At 46.6% G+C, this 20,362-nt stretch carries 20 protein-coding genes; 12 read left to right on the forward strand and 8 right to left on the reverse strand.

Annotation, left to right across the window (positions count from 1 at the left end; all coding sequences use genetic code 11):
• Positions 1-22: 22 nt before the first annotated feature.
• On the forward strand, positions 23-526 hold the full coding sequence (locus MC7420_RS35380) for a hypothetical protein (protein WP_052307496.1): 504 nt from the start codon (positions 23-25) through the stop codon (positions 524-526).
• Between the two features lie 331 nt (positions 527-857).
• Here MC7420_RS35380 and ftsH3 read toward each other — a convergent pair whose 3' ends face one another.
• The 7 genes from ftsH3 to larC form a co-directional block, all read right to left on the reverse strand.
• The gene (ftsH3, locus tag MC7420_RS17810) at positions 858-2,696 is read right to left on the reverse strand and encodes an ATP-dependent zinc metalloprotease FtsH3 (protein ID WP_006102026.1); all 1,839 of its coding nucleotides are present in this window, start codon (positions 2,694-2,696) and stop codon (positions 858-860) included.
• Positions 2,697-2,859: 163 nt separating this feature from the next.
• Positions 2,860-3,675, reverse strand: coding sequence for an aminotransferase class IV (locus MC7420_RS17815; protein ID WP_006102081.1), 816 nt, complete (start codon positions 3,673-3,675; stop codon positions 2,860-2,862).
• A gap of 249 nt (positions 3,676-3,924) precedes the next feature.
• The gene (locus tag MC7420_RS17820) at positions 3,925-5,535 is read right to left on the reverse strand and encodes an Hsp70 family protein (RefSeq protein WP_006102064.1); all 1,611 of its coding nucleotides are present in this window, start codon (positions 5,533-5,535) and stop codon (positions 3,925-3,927) included.
• 117 nt (positions 5,536-5,652) lie between these two features.
• Positions 5,653-6,195, reverse strand: a complete 543-nt coding sequence (locus MC7420_RS17825) for a nucleotide exchange factor GrpE (protein WP_006101868.1) — start codon at positions 6,193-6,195, stop codon at positions 5,653-5,655.
• 13 nt (positions 6,196-6,208) lie between these two features.
• A complete protein-coding gene (locus tag MC7420_RS17830) occupies positions 6,209-6,421 on the reverse strand; it encodes a DUF2997 domain-containing protein (RefSeq protein WP_044207907.1) in 213 nt (70 codons plus the stop codon).
• Positions 6,422-6,596: 175 nt separating this feature from the next.
• Positions 6,597-7,781, reverse strand: a complete 1,185-nt coding sequence (locus tag MC7420_RS17835; RefSeq protein WP_006101990.1) for an AAA family ATPase — start codon at positions 7,779-7,781, stop codon at positions 6,597-6,599.
• A gap of 138 nt (positions 7,782-7,919) precedes the next feature.
• Positions 7,920-9,209, reverse strand: coding sequence for a nickel pincer cofactor biosynthesis protein LarC (gene larC, locus MC7420_RS17840; protein ID WP_044207910.1), 1,290 nt, complete (start codon positions 9,207-9,209; stop codon positions 7,920-7,922).
• 429 nt (positions 9,210-9,638) lie between these two features.
• Between larC and MC7420_RS17845 the strand changes: the two genes are divergently transcribed.
• The 9 genes from MC7420_RS17845 (at position 9,639) to MC7420_RS17885 (ending at position 16,470) form a co-directional block, all read left to right on the forward strand.
• On the forward strand, positions 9,639-9,992 hold the full coding sequence (locus MC7420_RS17845) for an ATP synthase subunit I (protein WP_006101893.1): 354 nt from the start codon (positions 9,639-9,641) through the stop codon (positions 9,990-9,992).
• 196 nt (positions 9,993-10,188) lie between these two features.
• Complete coding sequence (gene atpB / locus MC7420_RS17850; protein ID WP_006102037.1) at positions 10,189-10,929, forward strand: F0F1 ATP synthase subunit A; 741 nt, start codon at positions 10,189-10,191, stop codon at positions 10,927-10,929.
• A 147-nt stretch (positions 10,930-11,076) separates the two neighbouring features.
• Complete coding sequence (gene atpE / locus MC7420_RS17855) at positions 11,077-11,322, forward strand: ATP synthase F0 subunit C (RefSeq protein WP_006102085.1); 246 nt, start codon at positions 11,077-11,079, stop codon at positions 11,320-11,322.
• A gap of 146 nt (positions 11,323-11,468) precedes the next feature.
• On the forward strand, positions 11,469-11,960 hold the full coding sequence (locus tag MC7420_RS17860) for a F0F1 ATP synthase subunit B' (protein WP_006102101.1): 492 nt from the start codon (positions 11,469-11,471) through the stop codon (positions 11,958-11,960).
• 177 nt (positions 11,961-12,137) lie between these two features.
• Positions 12,138-12,659 (forward strand): F0F1 ATP synthase subunit B, encoded by a 522-nt coding sequence (locus MC7420_RS17865; protein ID WP_044207913.1) that lies wholly within the window; start codon positions 12,138-12,140, stop codon positions 12,657-12,659.
• A 2-nt stretch (positions 12,660-12,661) separates the two neighbouring features.
• Positions 12,662-13,219 (forward strand): ATP synthase F1 subunit delta, encoded by a 558-nt coding sequence (gene atpH, locus MC7420_RS17870; RefSeq protein WP_006102020.1) that lies wholly within the window; start codon positions 12,662-12,664, stop codon positions 13,217-13,219.
• A 114-nt stretch (positions 13,220-13,333) separates the two neighbouring features.
• Positions 13,334-14,851: a F0F1 ATP synthase subunit alpha gene (gene atpA, locus MC7420_RS17875; RefSeq protein WP_006102004.1), complete on the forward strand. Its 1,518-nt coding sequence runs from the start codon at positions 13,334-13,336 to the stop codon at positions 14,849-14,851.
• A gap of 74 nt (positions 14,852-14,925) precedes the next feature.
• Entirely contained in the window at positions 14,926-15,876 is a 951-nt protein-coding gene (locus MC7420_RS17880; RefSeq protein ID WP_006101925.1) for a F0F1 ATP synthase subunit gamma, read from the forward strand.
• Between the two features lie 129 nt (positions 15,877-16,005).
• On the forward strand, positions 16,006-16,470 hold the full coding sequence (locus MC7420_RS17885) for a DUF29 domain-containing protein (protein ID WP_006101886.1): 465 nt from the start codon (positions 16,006-16,008) through the stop codon (positions 16,468-16,470).
• Positions 16,471-16,662: 192 nt separating this feature from the next.
• Here MC7420_RS17885 and petJ read toward each other — a convergent pair whose 3' ends face one another.
• The gene (gene petJ, locus MC7420_RS17890) at positions 16,663-16,995 is read right to left on the reverse strand and encodes a cytochrome c6 PetJ (RefSeq protein WP_006102051.1); all 333 of its coding nucleotides are present in this window, start codon (positions 16,993-16,995) and stop codon (positions 16,663-16,665) included.
• Positions 16,996-17,557: 562 nt separating this feature from the next.
• On the opposite strand from petJ, the gene MC7420_RS17900 reads away from it, so the two are divergent.
• Together MC7420_RS17900 and MC7420_RS17905 are read left to right on the forward strand one after the other, a co-directional pair.
• Positions 17,558-19,018 carry a PAS domain-containing sensor histidine kinase gene (locus MC7420_RS17900; RefSeq protein ID WP_006102005.1) on the forward strand — a complete coding sequence of 487 codons (1,461 nt, stop codon included), beginning with the start codon at positions 17,558-17,560 and terminating at the stop codon, positions 19,016-19,018.
• 303 nt (positions 19,019-19,321) lie between these two features.
• The gene (locus tag MC7420_RS17905) at positions 19,322-20,338 is read left to right on the forward strand and encodes a serine/threonine protein kinase (protein ID WP_006101910.1); all 1,017 of its coding nucleotides are present in this window, start codon (positions 19,322-19,324) and stop codon (positions 20,336-20,338) included.
• Positions 20,339-20,362: the final 24 nt, after the last annotated feature.

The following is a 20,362-nucleotide window of genomic DNA, read 5'->3' on the forward strand; positions in this document are numbered from 1 at the left end:
AAGTAGAGTTAGCTTGACAGAAATGCAACGTCGTGTAAAAAAGACAATCCACTTCAACGCTATTACCTTGGGTATCTCAGTAGGGTTAGCCCTATTCCCTGGCAAACTTCTTGCCAACGAACTGCCACCCCTACCCCAAACCAACGCTCAAGGTGATTATACCGCCTCCGCGAATACCTGGTGGAGTTGGCAGGTTGTTGATCCTGATCCCAGAGGCTTGAATTGTCGCGTCTCGCCAGAATTCCGCCAATTTTGGCGAGAAGACTTTCGCCCTGATGGTTGGCAAGATGATTTTAATATCGGAGAATGGTCTGTGGTGCGACGTTTTCCTCAACAGACCGTTCTCATTGCTGACAACGCGCCTGCTGGTGCAACAATTATTAGAGATGAACGGGGTTTACCCTGGGTAAAAGTGATCATTGATATGCCAACCGCCAACAACCAAATGAATGACATTTGTTTCGTTCGGGCTAATTCCAGGTACATTCGTCCCGTTAAAACTAGCGTTCCTTATCTTTCATTTTAAAATTAAGTTACTACAAACAGTTCTGTTGGGTCTCGTTCCTCGACCCAACCTACTATTTTGTTCGTTCGTTCGTTCGTTCGTTCGTAGTAGGCACTTTAGTGCCTCTATAGGGATTGCTGAATCAGGATTGTGGTGAGGGTGAGGGAACAGAGTCGGGGCGGGTTTACTCACTTATGGGTGCAACCGAAAAGATAGTTGTGAAACCCGCCCCTACATAAAACCAGGTTCTCCTGCTTCCAGACAAGCCATGGCACGTCTGGAACATGGTTAGCAAAAAAAAGGACAGCGTATGCTAACGCTGCCTTAAACATTATTATTACCGACCTGAGGATTAAACGATCGCGGCCATCTTCACATCGTTTTCGGCTAACAGTTCTTGCAGTTCTTCTGCATCGACGGTTTCTTTCTCAATCAGCATGGCAGATAATTTGTCCAAGATGTGTTTATTACCCACCAAGACATCTTTCGCCCGATTATAGGCTTCATCCACCAACTTCCGCACCTCTTCATCAATCGTCGCCGCCGTGGTGTTGGAGAAATCGCGATCAGAGGCAATGTCCCGTCCTAGGAACATATTGCCATTTTGCCGTCCTAATGCCACAGGACCCAAGCGATCGCTCATTCCGAAGCGGGTGATCATTTGTCGGGCGACACGGGCGACTTGCTGTAAGTCGTTAGACGCCCCCGTTGTCACTTCTTCTTCACCGAAGATAATTTCCTCAGCAATTCGACCCCCCAAAGCAACCGCCATTTGGTTTTGCAGGTAGGAACGGGAATACAACCCAGAATCCATCCGGTCTTCACTGGGCGTAAACCAAGTTAATCCACCCGCCCGACCGCGTGGGATAATACTAACTTTCTGCACCGGGTCATAATCGGGCATTAACGCACCCACCAAAGCGTGACCCGCTTCATGATACGCGACTAACCGCTTGCGCTTCTCGCTCATCACCCGGTCTTTCTTCTCTGGTCCAGCCAATACCCGGTCGATGGCGTCATTCACCTCATCCATGGAGATTTCGGTGAGGTTGCGCCGTGCGGCTAAAATTGCGGCTTCGTTGAGCAAGTTCGATAAATCGGCACCGGTGAAGCCAGGAGTCCGACGGGCAATTTTCTCTAAGTCTACATCCTTGGATAAAGTCTTGCCGCGAGCGTGAACGTTGAGAATTTCCAAGCGTCCGGCGTAGTCGGGGCGATCCACGACCACCTGACGGTCAAACCGACCGGGGCGTAATAATGCTGCATCCAGAACATCAGGACGGTTGGTGGCGGCAATAATAATGATACCCGTATTGCCTTCAAACCCATCCATCTCGGTCAGTAACTGGTTCAGGGTTTGTTCCCGCTCATCGTTACCGCCGCCTAAGCCAGCACCCCGTTGACGACCTACGGCGTCAATTTCATCGATAAATACGATACAGGGAGCACTATTCTTGGCTTGCTCAAACAAGTCGCGGACACGAGACGCACCCACACCGACGAACATTTCCACGAACTCAGACCCGGAAATGGAGAAGAAGGGTACACCAGCTTCCCCAGCAACAGCACGCGCTAAGAGGGTTTTACCCGTTCCCGGAGGTCCAACCAGCAGCACCCCTTTGGGAATTTTCGCACCAATGGCGGTGAAGCGATCGGCGTTTTTGAGGAAGTCAACCACTTCGTTGAGTTCCAGCTTGGCTTGCTCAATCCCGGCGACATCGCCAAACGTGACCTGGGTTTGCGGTTCCATTTGAACGCGGGCTTTGGACTTACCGAAGTTCATCGCCTGAGAACCCGGACCGTTTTGCGCCCGCCGCAGTAAGAAGAATAAACCCACCAGAAGCAGGATCGGGAAGAAGAGTCCGCTCAGCGTTCTGAACCAGAACCCATCATCACTCTGAGGGCGAACTTTAATATCTACGTTATTGTTGGTGAGAATACTGATTAGTTCTGGATCGTTAGGCAGGTTGACCTGGTATTGGGTACCGTCTTGAGCGGTTACCATTGCCTGAGTGCGGTCAGAACTGAGCTGAACGATCTCAACCTTCTTGCTCTTAACGTTATCAATGAACTGGTCGTATCTCCAGGTTTCCCGCGTTTGGGACGGTTGGTCTAAAAATGCTGTTGCCAAGGCGATGACTACTATCGCTAGTAGTGCATAAAGCCCCGCATTTCTCCATTTCTTATTCACTACTGATTTCCTCCTAAGACTTAGGATGTGATCTGATGGCGTCGAATCGGCTGATTATATTAACTAATGTTAACGTCTATCAGACTATTTGGCGAAGTTGGTTCTTGGTAAACTGGGGTAATTCGCAAATTTCCTCTTGATGTGGTATAATGAGAGGCTGTAATTATTTTTGATACTCCCCAAATAAACGCTGCAACGGTGCTAAACCCCCAGCACAGGAACGATACTCAAACCGTTGATCTGCCGTAATAACGGTATGAATCGGGATGATTTCCATCACACTATTGGTATAAGCGATCGCGTCAAACTCCTGCACTAATTTCTGATTCCAGGGAACTTGGCAAATTTTTAATCCTTGTTGTTCGAGACAATGAATTAGATGCGATCGCGCCACTCCCGGTAATATCCCCACATCAATCGGTGGTGTCCACCAGCAGCCGTCTTTAGCGCCCCACAGATTCCCCGTACTCGTTTCCAACCAATTCCCCTGATCATCAACTAATATAGCCTCCTGAGCGCCGAGTTGTTGTGCCGTTTGCAGCGCCAGCCATCCGCCCAAATAATTCCCCGTTTTATAGGTGGGTAAAGAACGGCGTAAATGTGACACTTCAGCTAACCAAGCGATGATTCCCTGCTGTTGGCGTTCACTCAAATCAGCAGGGAGAGGACGCCCCGTAATCCATTCTCGCCCATCCGGGAAAACCACAATTCTCAGCACCGGAAACGAGGGGAGTAATTGTTCTGCACCGTAGCGGATACGTTCCCAGTCGGGGAATTGCCAGCCAAACACCTGTAAACTGTGACTTAAACGCGCACAATGGGCGTCCCAATGGGTTAAAGGGTGGGCGAGGGAGTGGTGGTAAACACGCAGGGTGGTAAAGGTTGTCGCGCCGTAAATCAAACCCGGATCATTGATGGCGAGTTCGATGCGATCGCCTAGAATAAGTTTACCGTTATACCAATAACTGACTTTAGTCATTCGTCATTCGTCATTCGTCATTTGTCATTCGTCATTCGTCATTTGTCATTCGTCATTTGTCATACTCGCTTCGCGAGAAGCAAGCTACGTTATTTGTAAGGTAGGGCGGGTTTTGTTGTTTATTTATTGGTGAATAGCCGAATTTAGTCCCTAAACCCGCCCCTACAGTATTTCCGCCACGCTGTAGTCTGGGTTATGAGGGCGGTAGTTAACCGGGATTTAGTATTATACATTATACCAAGAAACGTCCTATTGTAATTTCGCGATCGCGCCTTTTTCAACTAACAGTTTTCCCGTCTGTAAATCCTTGACTGTCGCCACTAACACCCGCCGTTCATCTACCTCAAATTGAACTGAAATTCGGTCAACTCCCACCTGTCCCGGTGGATCTAAATGTGCCACACAAACCTGTTCGCGATCGCTATCCAAGGAACGATACGCCGCTTGCTTGGATAACTGACTACTGGTCATCCGTCCTAAGCTATCATAGGTCACTTCAGCTTGTGCCATTTCTGCCACTTCGCCTATATCTAAACAAATTTCCCGTTGTCCTTCCAGGGCGACTTGTAACGTTAACGGTTCTCCCCGTTCACAGGGATATTGCATCCCTTTTTCAAATAATGTGAAATAGGAATAACTTTTAGCATACGGTTCCCATAAGCGAATGGCATAACTGTGGCGCAAATAATCATCCACACTCGCCACTTGATTTAACGCTAACGCCCCGTATGCCACGGCTTCAAAGGGCTTATCTAACTTAACCTTTGTCTTGCCAAAATAAGACCGAATCAACTGCTGGACAGCGGGAATTAAACAACTCCCTCCCACTAACAACACCTGTTCAATATCACTCTTACTAATTCCTTTCCCTAGGGCAATCATCAAAACTTCATCCAACGCTTCCCGCAACTGTTCCAAAAACTGGCGATTTTCCAGAATCTCTTCTAACTTATCCCGATCTAGTTGCAAGTTGTATGAGGTAAATGTCTCCTCATCTAACCAACTTTCCTTCGCCTCTTGAGTATTTGATAAGCGAATCTTTAATCGTTCAGCTAACTCTAATAAATTCTGCCACCCCACCTCACCAATCTCTTCCCTTGACCATCCTTGCTGATGCAAATAGTCTTCAACAATCCAACTATCCACATCTTCACCGCCAACATAAGCATCGGATTTTGCTAACACTTCTGCCCGTAATACCGTTTCGCGATCGCGCTTGGCTGCATCCAATTGGGGTTGACCGTGAGCGAAGCCGAAGGGTGCAGTGCGAACTAAACTTAAATCAAGCGTTCCACCACCAAAATCTACCACTAATACTAAGGAACTGGGACGCTGTACTGCATAGCCTAACGCCGCTGCTGTGGATTCATCCACCAGTTTAATTTGTTCCACATCTAGGCGACGTGCCACCTCGCGAAACCAATCTAAATAGCGCTCGAATGCGCCCACAGGTACAGTTAAAATAAGCTGAGAGGGGTTAATTTTTTGCGCTTTGAGTTGCTGCCAGATAGATTGGATAAATTGTTCGGAAACCGATTCAGCGGTGTAGGCTTCACCATTAATTATACGTGGAGGCGGTTGAAAATCAGCCGCTAGATCTCGTTTAAAGCCTTTGAAAAAGCGAGTCGGTTGAGATTGTCCTAAGCGCTGGGAACGAACTTGTTCTCCCAGAAGTATTTGGTTATTGTCTTTGATAAAAACTAAGGTAGGAATAACGGGGATATCTGGCTCACTTGAGTTCGTTTTAAAGAGGCGACAGAGTGAACCGAGTCGGAGGGTTTTAGGACTATTGGTATCGGCTTCAAGTATACTGACAACTGTGTTGCTTGTACCGAAGTCAATTGCAACTGTATTTGTCATTTGTCATTTGTCATTTGTTAAATAGTTATCGCAATCAAAAGGTAGTCAGGGCGGGTTTTGCACAAAAGTTATCATTAACAGCGAAACAAAGTCCCTAAACCCGCCCCTACACACTCATTAATGTGACACTCCCCTCGGTAGGTTACGACTTACTTTAGCGGGACAAAGTATTCGATCATGATCTCGATAACCAACAAATCGAATATAAACCAGTTCTCCTTCTGTGATATCGTCAACATCAGGTTGGTGCAGTTGGGAATTATAAGGAACCTGTTCCCAAGGTTGACCAATGGGTTCATATCCCCAATTCTGAATCAGATTTTCTAATGGAGTAAAGAGTGCGACTAAATTTTTAGCTGGTAAATCCGGGCGTTCTTCAATCATCCGGCAAGCGGTGGGATAATTGGTCAATAGGGGGCGTAGTTGTTCAAAGGTGGTATCTTGGATGTCTGTGGATAGTTGCTGCGATCGCGCTTCGAGTTCATAGCGCAGCCGCTGACATTGTGCCTCTAATTCCTCGATTTGAGTGGAGTCAGCAACTGAAACTGAGGCTGAATGGTTTTCAGGTCTTTTTTTGGGACCAAAGCGACTAATAAGGAAAGTGGTGAAGATAAACCACAGCAGTAAACCAAGCCCCAAGAGGTTAGGATCATGAGCCATGTTACCACTCCTGTTAATATTGATTTAGGCTCGTGGTTTGATCTGTAGTTATGGTTTCGTCACCTTCATAGTATTCTGGCAGCAATTCTTGGCTTTCTACGTCTCCGAGATCCGCTTCAATCCCTTTGGTGGTTTCGGTACAACTTGATCCGGTAGCACCGATGACGGTTTCAGTGATTTTGCCATCTTTGCCGATGCGATATTCGATCTTTTGATACTCTGCCATAATTCTTGCCGAACCCAACAATTAACTACAGTTCACACCTCCCCTATTCTACAGTACACAGCACAGTAAGATATCGATTGGATTAGATTTTTCTCTAACTCCTGTTCACTCTGGGTCATAACTGACTCTCGCTAAAATTTTTTGGATTCCTTTAAAAAAATAATGTTGTAGCTCATCAGGGGGCAACTCCTTTAAACCAACCTTGATTCCATAAATAGCCAGGTAAGTCTCCAGCTTCAACTAAGGCTTTGATTGTTTGGTCATCGCTGGCTTTGTATACTTTGCTTATGCCTTGTTCTTTGATCAGCCCAAAAATACTGTTTAGGGGAACTGCGTTCAAGAAGTCGGGGGAATGGGTAGAAATAAAAACTTGACCACCGCGATCGCTATAGCTGGCAAATTCTTCGGCGAGTGCTTGAAGTAAGGTGGGGTAAAGTTGGTTTTCGGGTTCTTCGACACAAAGTAAAGGGTGAGGTTTGGGGTCAAAGAGTAAAATTAGGTAGGCAAACATTTTCATCGTGCCGTCGGAGACATAGCGATCAATAAAGGGATCTTTGAATGCTTGGTCTTGAAAACGCAGGATTAATCTACCGTCTGCGGTGTTTTTGGCTTCTACTTGGGAAATACCCGGAACCCGATCGCGCATTTTTTCTAGAATTTGCTTAAATATTTCGGGATAGTCTTGATAAATATATTGGGCAACTATGGCTAGGTTGTCTCCGGTGGGAGAGAGGTGTTCGGCGTAGAGCGCATCTTTACTCCCTCTCGCATCGCTAATATGAAAGTCGGATACATGCCAATTTTCGATTAGGGAGCGAAAAGCACTGGCGGCTTTAAAGCGTTGAAATTGCCCTAAGCCTTTGATGGCTAGAATATCGGGGGATTCTAATTGTTGTTCTTCTCGTTTTAGGTTTTCTTCGGTTTGGTCAAAGTTTTCTTCGTTGATGATGGCGTAGCCTTTGCCTTTTTGGAAGTCAAGGAAGTGATAAGGGGAACCGTATTCGCCGCGTTTGTAGCGTAATATTTCTCGTTTGATTACAGGGCGTTTTTTTTCTTGTCCAACGATTAGCACATAAGTGACGAGGCGTTCTGTTTCCACAATCTTCATGCGAAATTTCAATTCTATTTCGATGTCTTCTTGTTCTTTGCCTCTAGTGATGACTTCATTAAACCCACCTCTAACTTGGAGGGCTTGGCGAATGTTATTTTTGAGGGCATCCCGAAGAAAACCAAAAATATCAAACAGGGTAGATTTGCCTGTGCCGTTGGCTCCGATCATGACACAAAACCCTGGAATATCCTTAATTTCTAGGGACTCAAAAAGGCGGTAATTATTGATTTTGATGGAAACAATTTTCATAATGTTATCCTAATAAACCAGCGCCGAACAACCAGGGGTGTTAATCGGATAAGCTCTCAATGTAATTTCTTCTTCCTCAGCTCCCCCAGCTCCCCCAGATCTTCCTATCTACTATGGAAAGAGCGCAACTCGGTATGATCAAGGCAATTGTGGATTATTGGCACGATACCAGGCATCAAGTGCTAGTTGATGCACCTCCCGCCAGGATAAATTATAGTCTCGTGCGATCGCGGCACAGTCTTCATATTCCGGTTGGACATTAGCGATAGCGTTTTGAACTCCTGAAGCGCGACTGGCAACTTTTACCCGCACTTTGCCATATTTTGTCTCAACTCGCTGAATTTCCCGTTGCAGAATTGTGCGTTGCTGGGTAAAGTGGCGAATACCCAGAGTTGTGGTTTCCCTAAATAAAATATCTTCACAAACGGTTAATTTTTCCGGTGGGCAGATCACCGTGAGTAATATCCCAGGACGAGATTTTTTCATACCAATCGCTTGGGTAAATACATCCAACGCCCCAGCATTGAATAGCACCTCGAAAACATAACCAATCACTTGGGGATTTAAGTCATCAATTTGGGTTTCTATCACACAAACAGTTTCTTGGCAAGGGTAATCATTGATGAGAGTAACCGGATCTCGTCCCTGAAGCTGAATACCAAACTCTGACGCTTCTCCAATCCAGAGTCGCAGGATATTCGGAATCGCTAACTCACTGGTTCCCGCGCCATGACCAATCTTGTGCAGAATCATAGCTGGAGGGAGTCCAAATTGGGTGGCAAGGGTGACAGCAATAGCTGCACCAGTGGGCGTGACCAATTCGCGATCGATGCCGTTACTATAAATAGGGACTTGCCGAGATTCCCACAATTTTAAAACAGCAGGAACAGGAACAGGCAATCGACCATGGGCAGCTTGTACTGTACCGCCTCCTGTGGGTAAGGGAGAACAGTAGAGTCGGTCAATACCTAACCAATCCAACCCTAAACAAGTGCCAACAATATCCACTAAGGCATCTGTAGCGCCCACTTCATGGAAATGGACGGTTTCGGGTGCCATCCCGTGAACAGCCCCTTCTGCCTCTGCTAAGTTGCGGAAGATTGCCAAACTCCAATCCACGACTTGTGAGGGTAATCCAGCCGTTGTAATCAGGTGTTCAATATCTGCCAGGTGTCGGCTATGCTCATGGTCTGACGGTTCAGCGTGATCATGGTGATGGGCTTGAGTGAGCAAATTCACATGGACTTTAGTGGCTAATTGACCTTGACGGTGGACTGGTTCTGACTCTAACCGATATTCATGGTCAATTCCCAACCCTTTTAACTTTTCACTTAAATACTCTAACGGCACTCCTGCTGCCACGAGTGCCCCTAAGCACATATCACCAGCAATTCCACTCTGACAGTCTAGGTAGGCGAGCTTTGGCATTACGTTTTGAATCCTGAAAGGTCTACATCTATTGTAGGGAAAGGGGAACGGGGAGCTGAGGGAGCAGGGGGAGCAATGTAGAGACGTGCCATGGCACGTCTGGGAGCAGGGGAAGATGGGGAAGATTGTGTAGGGGCGGGTTTCACTACTATCTTTTTGGTTGCACCCAGATGTAACTAAACCCGCCCCGACTTTACGAAGGACGAATGACGAAGGACAAATGACAAATGACTAATAACGATTAAAAATACTTTAAGTATTGTTACTTTGGCGTGGTATGATCGCCTATGGCTAGATGCGATCCAGCCAATTTTGATGGACTAGCGTTTGCTGCTGCCTGTGAACTTGTCAGACAACTCTGTACAACCTAAGCCCACACTGGAGGAAAGTCCACCAGGGAGTTCTCAGACTTCCCCTGAAAGTTCCTCAATGCAAGAGTACTACCAACTTAAACAAACGTTGTTGGCGGTCACTCTGGTAATGACAGGGGTGATTTTTGTCTCTGTCTGGATTTTCTACTCACTCAACATCGCCTTGAATTATTTGATCGGGGCGTGTGTTGGTGTGGTTTACTTGAGAATGTTGGCGAAAGACGTTGAGCGGTTAGGTGTCCAAAAGAGGCGTCCGAGTTCAACTCGGTTAGCTTTATTGATTGGGCTATTAGTCGTTGCCAGTCAATGGCAGAGTTTACGCATTCTGCCCATATTTTTAGGATTTCTGACGTATAAAGCTGCGCTTATCGCTTATATGCTGCAAAGCACCTTGTTGCCTACGTCGAAGTAAGTTCCCATGGTCAGGGCAGCCAACGCATCCAAACAGTAGGGTAGGCTACACCCGAACTTAACGCCTGTGGACAAAGGAGGCAATTCCTTTGGATGAAGCAGGAAACAGACTCAGCAATTGTTCGATGGACAATTGCTAATCCGCTCTGTGTAGTCGTTTCAACCAAAGGATAGAAGATAGCTGGGGAAATCTCCGGATGGAAATCATAGATGGTTTGGCGTTCTATAATGCTTTCCCCCTTGCTGAATTAGAAGTTGGTCAGCATCTGTACTGGCATATTGGTAATTTGAAGGTTCATGGTCAGGTGTTTATTACCTCCTGGGTCGTGATTGCCATTCTGATTATTGCCTCGATTGCTGCTACCCGAAACATTCAGCGCATTCCTAGTGGTCTCCAAAATTTTATGGAGTATGCCCTGGAATTTTTGCGGGATTTAGCCAAAAATCAAATCGGGGAAAAAGAATATCGTCCCTGGGTGCCCTTTGTGGGGACGTTATTTTTGTTCATTTTTGTGGCAAATTGGTCTGGGGCACTTGTTCCCTGGAAGCTGATTGAGCTACCCGAAGGTGAATTAGCGGCACCAACCAGTGATATTAATACTACAGTGGCGTTTGCGCTGCTGACCTCCTTAGCGTATTTTTACGCGGGTCTGAGCAAGAAAGGCTTGGGGTATTTTGCTGGTTATGCCCAACCAACTCCCATCCTGCTGCCGTTTAAGGTTCTGGAAGATTTTACCAAACCTCTCTCCCTCAGTTTCCGTCTGTTTGGCAACATTTTGGCAGATGAACTGGTGGTGGCAGTATTGGTGCTGTTGGTGCCGCTGTTCGTACCTCTCCCGGTGATGGCATTGGGTTTATTTACCAGTGCGATTCAGGCGCTGATCTTTGCTACCCTAGCAGCGGCTTATATTGGGGAGGCGATGGAAGACCATCATTAGCGATTTGAGGCTAGTGATTAAGATTTGCCACTTCCGTCTTGTGAACAATCAAAAAATTCGGCTGTGTCTAGCGAATTGTTTTAGGGTAAGCGTTTCACGCACGTTTGTTTGTTATTTAGTCAAAAAGTCAAAAGCGAGGAAAATATCATGGACCCATTAATTTCTGCTGCATCTGTTATTGCTGCTGCTTTAGCTGTTGGTTTAGCGGCAATCGGTCCAGGAATCGGTCAAGGAAATGCGGCGGGACAAGCTGTAGAAGGGATTGCTCGTCAGCCTGAAGCTGAAGGAAAAATTCGGGGAACTTTACTCCTGAGTTTGGCATTCATGGAAGCGCTGACAATTTACGGTTTGGTGGTTGCTCTCGTCTTATTATTCGCCAACCCCTTCTCGTAACCCTTGATGCCACAAGAGCATTCAGACCCCAATGACGGAGGTCTGGATGCTATTGATCTGGAGGACTATTGAAATCTAAAACGCTATCCCATCCCAACTAAAAAGCTAACAATTTTGTTTGTGCGCTGTGGGATTACCAAAACATCATGATACATTGGACAATTTTACTAGCTGTTGAAGCAGCAGAAGAGGCAGCCGAAGGAGGGTTATTTGATTTTGATGCCACCCTACCTCTGATGGCATTGCAATTTTTAATTTTGGTGGTGATATTGAATGCGGTTTTTTATAAGCCACTCAGTAACGCCATTGATGGACGGGATGACTACATCCGCCAGAACCGATTAGAAGCACGGGAACGCTTAGAAAAAGCTCAGAATCTGGCGAAACAGTATGAGCAAGAACTAGCAGAAACTCGTCGCAAGTCACAAGCAACGATTGCCGCTGCTCAAGCTGATGCTCAGAAAATAGCGGCTGATAAAATGGCTCAAGCTCAAGCGGAAGCCCAGGCACAACGAGAGCAAGCCCAAAAAGAAATTGACCAACAAAAAGCTGAAGCGATGACATCCTTAGAACAAGAAGTGGATTCGCTTTCGCGTCAGATTCTGGAAAAACTTGTTGGACCAGAGTTGGTTAAGTAATGTCGGCTTTATCCGGGTAGCGAAGCAGGGGTTTGCGAGAGTTTGACCCCTAGTCTTTTGTCTGTGGTGTGATCAAAAATAACGCCGGACAAAAATTCCAGCCCGTTTAAACGTTAACCAGCGTTAGCGGTAAAGCCGCATAGCAGTTTTCAATTAAAGCAGGTGTATATGGCTATTATGGGTAGTTTTTCAATGTTAGCTACCGCCGAAAGAGGCTTGGGTCTCAACCTCGATATTTTAGAAACCAATGTGATTAATTTGGTGATTATTATCGGGGTACTGATTTACTTTGGGCGATCATTTTTAGGGAATACCCTATCGGAGCGACGTTCCAGTATTGAAGACGCCATTAGCGATGCCGAAAAGCAGAAGAAAGACGCCGCCGCCGCCTTAGCGGATGCCCAGCAAAAGCTGGCACAAGCGCAAGCGGAAGCTGAAAAGATTCGGGCAAAGGCAGAAGAAAATGCCAACGTCGCTAGAGAATCAATTTTGGCAGCGTCGGCTAAAGATGTGGAACGGATGAAAGCGTCAGCCGTTCAGGATTTAAACTCAGAACGGGAACGTGCGATCGCACAACTTCGCCAACAAGTGGTCGCCCTAGCAATGGAGCGTGTCGAGTCGCAACTCAAAAGTCAGTTAGACGAATCGGCACAGCATACCTTAGTTGACCGCAGCATCGAGCGAGTAGGAGCCAGATAATCATGAAAGGAAGTTCATTTAGTGCTGAGGTCGTTGAGCCTTATGCAGAAGCGTTGATGTCTGTGGCTCAAGAACATAACCTCGTGGATAAATTCGGTGAAGACGTTGCGGCTTTGCTGGATACTTTGAAAGAATCAGAGGAATTGCAGCAATTTTTAGACAATCCGATTATCAAAGCCGAGGACAAAAAAGCCGTCTTACAACAAATCAGTGGTGATCAAATTCACCCCTACATGGTGAATTTTTTAAAGATTCTCGTGGAGCGGCGGCGCATTCTGTTTATGGGAGAAATTTGCAAGCAGTATCAAGCACTCTTGCGGGAGTTAAAACAGACGGTTTTAGCTGAAGTCGTCTCCGCCGTTGAACTCAATGACGACCAAAAGCAGGCGGTGCGCCAGAAAGTTCTCAGCATGACCAATGCCCAAGATGTAGAACTAGATACCCAAATTGACGCCGATTTACTCGGTGGTGTGATTATTAAAGTGGAGTCTCAAGTGGTTGATGCCAGTCTGCGTGGACAACTGCGTCGTATTGGTGTGAGCTTGAGTCGTTCGACTTAATGGTCATCGTTCCTGGTTCATGGTTGATGGTTTCTGAACATGACGTGGCTTGCTTCTTTTCGGGAGCGAGTAGGACAAAGGACAAAGGACAAAAAAAGTAGAGGGATTAGTTGAATGGTAAGCATTAGACCCGACGAAATTAGCAGCATTATTCGTCAGCAAATCGAACAATACGACCAAGAGGTCAAAGTCTCTAACGTGGGTACCGTCCTGCAAGTCGGTGATGGCATTGCCCGGGTCTATGGTTTAGACCAGTGCATGGCTGGGGAACTGGTCGAGTTTGAAGATGGTACAGTGGGCATTGCCCTGAATTTGGAAGAAGATAATGTCGGTGTCGTACTCATGGGTGAAGGGCTCGACATCCAGGAAGGGAGTTCTGTAAAGGCTACCGGAAAAATCGCTCAGGTTCCCGTGGGTGAAGCACTCATTGGTCGGGTTGTCGATGCCTTAGCACGACCCATTGATGGCAAGGGAGAGATTCAAAGCGGAGAATCTCGTCTGATTGAATCCTCGGCACCCGGTATTATTGCACGGCGTTCTGTTTATGAACCCCTGCAAACCGGAATTACCGCGATTGACGCGATGATTCCCGTGGGACGGGGACAACGGGAGTTAATTATTGGCGATCGCCAAACCGGAAAAACCGCGATCGCGATCGATACGATTCTCAACCAGAAAGAAGAAGACGTTATCTGTGTCTACGTCGCCGTGGGTCAAAAGGCATCCACCGTGGTTCAGGTTGTCGATGCCCTGGAAGAGAGAGGGGCATTAGATTACACCGTGATCGTTGCCGCTAACGCCAGTGACCCCGCCACACTGCAATATCTGGCACCCTATACGGGAGCCTCGATTGCCGAATACTTTATGTATAAGGGCAAAGCGACGCTGGTTATCTACGATGACCTGTCCAAGCAAGCTCAAGCCTATCGCCAGATGTCCCTGCTGCTGCGTCGCCCACCAGGTCGGGAAGCCTATCCTGGGGATGTATTCTATCTCCACTCCCGCTTGTTAGAACGGGCAGCCAAACTGAATGATGACTTAGGTGGCGGCAGTATGACCGCACTGCCAATTATTGAAACCCAAGCCGGTGACGTATCCGCCTATATTCCCACCAACGTGATTTCAATCACTGACGGTCAGATCTTCCTATCGGCTGACTTATTTAACTCCGGTCTACGTCCGGCGATTAACCCTGGGATTTCGGTATCACGGGTTGGTTCTGCCGCTCAAACCAAAGCCATTAAAAAAGTGGCAGGTAAACTGAAACTGGACTTGGCACAGTTTGATGACTTGCAAGCCTTCGCCCAGTTTGCCTCAGACTTAGACAAAGCCACTCAAGACCAATTGTCACGGGGGGTACGGTTACGGGAACTGCTCAAGCAACCCCAATACTCCCCCTTAGCCGTCTATGAACAAGTCGCGCTGGTATACGCGGGAATCAATGGCTACTTAGATGACATTGAGGTAGAGAAAGTCACCGCCTTTACCAAGGGGCTGCGGGACTACTTGAAAACCAGCAAGCCACAGTTTGGTGAGATTATCAAGGATAAGAAAGTCCTCACCGAAGACGCCGAAAACCTGCTCAAAGAAGCCCTGGCTGAGTACAAGCAGACATTCTTAGTCTCTGCGTAATGGGTTCATCGTTCATGGTTCATCGGTAATACGCCATGAACCATGGACAATCAATAATTAACAATGAACAGACTATGCCTAATTTAAAAGCGATTCGCGATCGCATAAAATCCGTCAAAAATACTCAGAAAATTACCGAAGCGATGCGTCTGGTGGCAGCCGCCAAGGTGCGTCGCGCCCAACAACAGGTGACATCGACTCGTCCCTTTGCTGATCGATTGGCGCAGGTTCTCTATGGGTTGCAGAACCGTCTCCAATTTGAAGACGTAGACTTACCCTTGCTCAAACAACGGGACGTCAAGTCTGTTGGCATACTCGTCGTATCTGGCGATCGCGGTTTGTGTGGCGGTTACAATAACAACGTGATCCGCCGTGCCGAAAACCGCGCCAAGGAACTCCAGAAAGAAGGCATTGACTACAAATATGTCTTAATCGGGCGCAAAGCCATCCAATACTTTGAGCGCCGGGAGCAGCCAATTGACGCCAAATACACAGGCTTAGAACAAATTCCCACGGCACCTGAAGCCTCAATGATTGCCGATGAATTGCTCTCCTTGTTCCTATCGGAAGAAGTGGATCGGGTTGAACTGGTTTACACCAAGTTTGTCTCCTTAATCAGTTCTCGCCCGGTGGTACAAACATTATTACCCTTAACCGCCCAAGGATTAGAGGCACAAGATGATGAAATCTTCCGCCTCACTACTCGCGGCGGTAACTTTGAGGTACAACGGGAAAAAGTGACGACAGAAAACCGTGCTTTATCCCGTGACATGATCTTTGAACAAGATCCAGTCCAAATTCTGGATGCCTTACTACCGTTGTATTTGAACAACCAGCTTCTGCGGGCATTACAAGAGTCAGCCGCTAGCGAATTAGCTGCCCGGATGACGTCGATGAACAACGCTAGTGATAATGCCACTGAATTGATTGGCACCCTTAGTCTGTCTTACAACAAAGCGCGACAAGCTTCCATTACTCAAGAACTTCTGGAAGTAGTTGGCGGTGCCAGCGCTCTTGGTGGTTAGCCGTAGGGGAGGTAGGGGCGCAAAGCTTTGCGCCCGCGCCCAGCGCTATAGTTTAATATTTATGTAGAGACGTAGCCGGCTACGTCTCTACCACTAATATCGCCCCTTCCCAATAATTGCCAGAAGCTGATGAAAACATCAACAGAGCAAAATACCTCAACCTTATACAATCAAGATTATCACCTCTGGCTAGAGACAACGATACAACAACTCCGCTCCAGAGAATTTACCCATGTTGATTGGGAAAATTTATTGGATGAATTGGAAAGCATCGGAAAAAACAATAGAAGAGCGGTTAAAAGTCTCTTGACCCGACTTTGGGAACACTTGCTCAAGCTGCGTTACTGGGAATCAGAAAAAGAATACAATAAAAATAAGTGGAAATCCGAAATCACTACATTTCGGCAACAGATTCGAGATGAATTGTCAGATAGTCCCAGTTTAAAACCTTACTTAGTCGAAATTTTCCCTAACACGTATCAGGATGCCAAAAAAGTCATAGCGCGTTTAATGGATAAACCCATACAATTTTTCCCAGAAGCTCCTCCCGCATCGAGTGAAGATGTGTTAAAGGAAGATTGGTTTTTTGAATAAACCCGCCCCGATCCAAAGAATTAACAGTTGGTGGGGGTTTGGGGGAGGCGATAAGTCCAAGCTGCGGCAATCCCCTGTGAAGTCAGAAGCCCACGCTATACCCAATAGGGTTAGCGATGGGTAGTTCACCCCACCCCAAACAAGACTGTAGAGACGTGCCATGGCACGTCTCTACAGTGTGACGGATCTGAATTACCAGCCCTTTTCAGCTTGCTCTATAACATAAGCCGCAACGTCTTCAATGTCGGAATCGCTTAAGCGTCCAATAAAGGCAGGCATAGCCCCTTTGCCATTTTTGGCTTGGTAGACAATTTTCTCGATGGAGTCCATACCATACTTCTCCAAGGCATCCTTTTTCAGGGTTTTCTGTGCCATAACAATGTTGTTGCCCCCTATATGGCAAGCGGCACAGTTAGCACTAAAAATTTTAGCACCCTTTGCGGTGTCAGCAGCGAGAGCCGGACGGCTGAATGCCAAACCAAACACGGCGACGGCGAGTAAAATGATGGACAGAATTTTCTTCAAAGTAGTTCTCCTCTTCTCAAAACAGACAGTAAGTATTATTGCTCAATTATCAATTGCAGCAATGTGGGACAGAATTGACCTAATCCATCAATCCGATGCTATAGGCATGATGCAATAGTGTCTGCCTTTCTACAAATTTTACCAGGATACGCGCCTAATCCAGAGTTTCGTGCCAAGTCAAATAGCCAAGACGCCGGGGAGTTGGGGGAGCTGGGGGAGCTGGGGAAGCCATGTAGAGACGTGCCATGGCGCGTCTGGAAGCTGGGGAAGCGGGGGGAGCGAGGAAGCGGGGGGAGAAAAAATTAAATTAGAGCTTGAACGATGAATCAGCAATCCGGAACATTGATTAACTTTTAAGGAAAGATTAAGTTTGAAAACGGTTTGTAATAAATCTCATACTTTTTGATACAAAACTCAAATTTACTCGATTTTTTTTACGATAAATACCGCCAATTAGTGAAGTAAATCACATCTTACTGATTGGAAAACACATAAAATATCCTCAAAGCGGTGGTTAATCCGTAAATCTAAATATATTTACTTAAGTAAAGGGAAACCTAAAATGACAGCAAAAAAGCTTCATCAGCAAGAGAGTTCCTATAATTATCAAACCAATGGACGAATGAATACAGGATTCAAAGACGCTGTAGGTATAGAGACTTTAGCGAATCTAGGGATTGGGCAGCAAAACTTTGTGAATAGGAATTTGGAGCGAACGCTTAAAGAATTATCTGATTTAGAATTTGCCTTAGATCGAGCCGCAATTGTGGCGCTTACCGATAAACAGGGCGTGATTCACTATGTCAATGATAAATTTTGCGAAATATCACAATATCGTCGAGAAGAGTTAATTGGCAAAACCCATCGCCTGATCAAGTCGGGTTATCATCCGCCAGCATTTTTTAAAGAATTCTGGACGACGATCGCATCGGGTAAAGTCTGGAAAGGCGAAATCAAAAATAAAGCTAAAGACGGAACCTATTATTGGGTGGATACTACCGTTGTTCCTTTTTTAAATGAACAGGGAGAAATCTACCAATATTTAGCCATTCGCTTTGATATCACCGAGCGCAAGCAGGTAGAACAAGCCTTGCAACAATCGGAACTGAAGGCGCGACAACAAGCCCAACAACTCGAAGAGGCATTGGAGAAGCTGAAACAAACCCAGAGTCAACTGATTCAAAGCGAAAAAATGTCCAGCGTGGGTCAACTGCTGGCTGGAATTGCCCACGAAATTAATAATCCGGTCAATTTTATTTACGGCAATCTGGTTCATACTCGTGAGTATGTTAATAGTGTGTTACAGGTTTTGGCGCTTTATCAGAAACATTGTCCCGTGGAAATACCTGAGATTGAAGCCGTTATCGAGGAAGAGGATATTGAGTTTATTGTTGAAGATTTACCCAAAATGGTGTCGTCCATGCAAATCGGAGCCAACCGCATCCGAGATATTGTACTGTCGTTGCGGAACTTCTCGCGTCTGGATGAGCAGCAGATGCAATCGGTTGATATTCATCAAGGGTTAGACAGTACCTTATTGATTCTGCACAATCGATTAAAAGCTAAAGCTGAACGCCCAGAAATTCAGGTGATTAAAAATTATGGGGATCTGCCGCCTGTGATGTGTTATGGTAGTCAGCTTAATCAAGTGTTTATGAATCTGATTGCCAATGCGATTGACGCCTTTGACAATCAGCCTGAACCGCGACAAATTACGATTTCTACAGCCGTACAAAGCGGAGAATATTGGCAGAAGCAGGGGATACTTTCAGAGTGCGATCGCGCTTCTCAGACGCCGTGGGCGGTGATTACCATTGCTGATAATGGACCCGGAATGCCAAAAGCGACTCAGGATCACTTATTTGATCCCTTCTTTACCACCAAACCCACGGGGAAGGGGACAGGGTTAGGGTTATCCATCGCCCATAATATCGTCGTGGAAAAGCATCAGGGTCAAATCCGCTGTATCTCCCAGGAGGGAAAGGGAACCCAGTTTATCGTGGCGATTCCCTTGGTGCAGTAGGGATGGGAGATGGAAGCAGGAGGAGCAGGGGGAGCTGGGGAAGCGGGGGGAGCTGGGGGAAACGAATGACAAATGACATAGCTTGCTTCTCGCGAAGCGAGTAAGCTGTTCGGCATTTAAACCTTAATGTCAAGAATGGCAAAATCCTTGTAGTGCGTTAAGCGAAGCCATGCCGAAGGCTTTGCATCTTGCTCGCTACCCATTCCCAATTTAAATGCATGACAGCTTATGACAAATGACGAATGACAAATAACGAATGACAAATCTGCCAAAATAGGAACAAAGGGTTTAAATGCACAGGCGATGGCGTGGACAATAGGGCAGAAACTACACAATGGTCAATACACCATTGAGAAAACATTAGGCAAGGCGGGTTTCAGTATTACCTACCTAGCGACAGACGCACAAGGAAACGAACTGGTCATCAAAACGCTGAATGAGGATCGACTCAAAAAGCTAACTCCTTTACGTCGAGAAAGTCTCAAATGTAAGTTTGTCAATGAGGCGCGGCGGCTAGAAGGCTGTCAGCATCCTCATGTCATCAAGGTGTACAAGACATTCGTTGAAGGACAGTTTTTTTGTCTGGCGATGGAGTACATTCGGGGAAAGAGTCTAGGGAACCTGTCTCAACGAGTGTTACCCGAAAAGGAAGCGTTGAGTTATATCCAGCAGATGGGGGAAGCGCTGATCGCCGCCCATCAGCAGGGATTGCTGCATCAGAATGTAAAACCTGCCAATATTATGGTGAGGGCGGGTCAATATCAGGCGGTACTGATTGATTTTGACCTGGGCGGGAAATTTGAGTATCCCTTAACTTTGGGATGGCAAGATGAAGTTTTTGCCCCGATTGAACTCAAGTCGAAGACGCGATCGCGCGGAACGTTTACAGATGTCTATTCTCTGGCTGCAACGCTGTATGTACTTTTAACCGGGAAGCTACCCCCCACCTCTAGCGATCGCCAAAAGGGTAAGGCGGATTTAATTCCGCCAAAACAGATTAATTCTCAAATTTCTCAGCGTGTTAATAAAGCGATTTTGGCGGGAATGAAACTCGAACCCGAAGCACGCCCCAAGTCGGTGCTGGATTGGTTGAAATTGTTGGGACTACAGCGAGAGGGTGTGATTTCTGGATTAGGCAAAAAACCCCGTTGGGCGATGGTTGTTGGGATTTTAGGGGTAGTTGGCATCGTCGCTGGCGTGGTATCTGCCAGTCTTGGAGGAACAGGATTTTGGGATAAAATTATTCCAGAATCTTCTCCAGATGTCAACCCCTCTGTCTCATCCCCCTTATACTTAAAATCACCAGAAACCGAAGAATAACTGTGCGATCGCGCGATCGCTCCT

It is taken from the genome of Coleofasciculus chthonoplastes PCC 7420, assembly GCF_000155555.1.
In the GTDB taxonomy this organism is placed as follows: Bacteria; Cyanobacteriota; Cyanobacteriia; order Cyanobacteriales; family Coleofasciculaceae; genus Coleofasciculus; species Coleofasciculus chthonoplastes_A.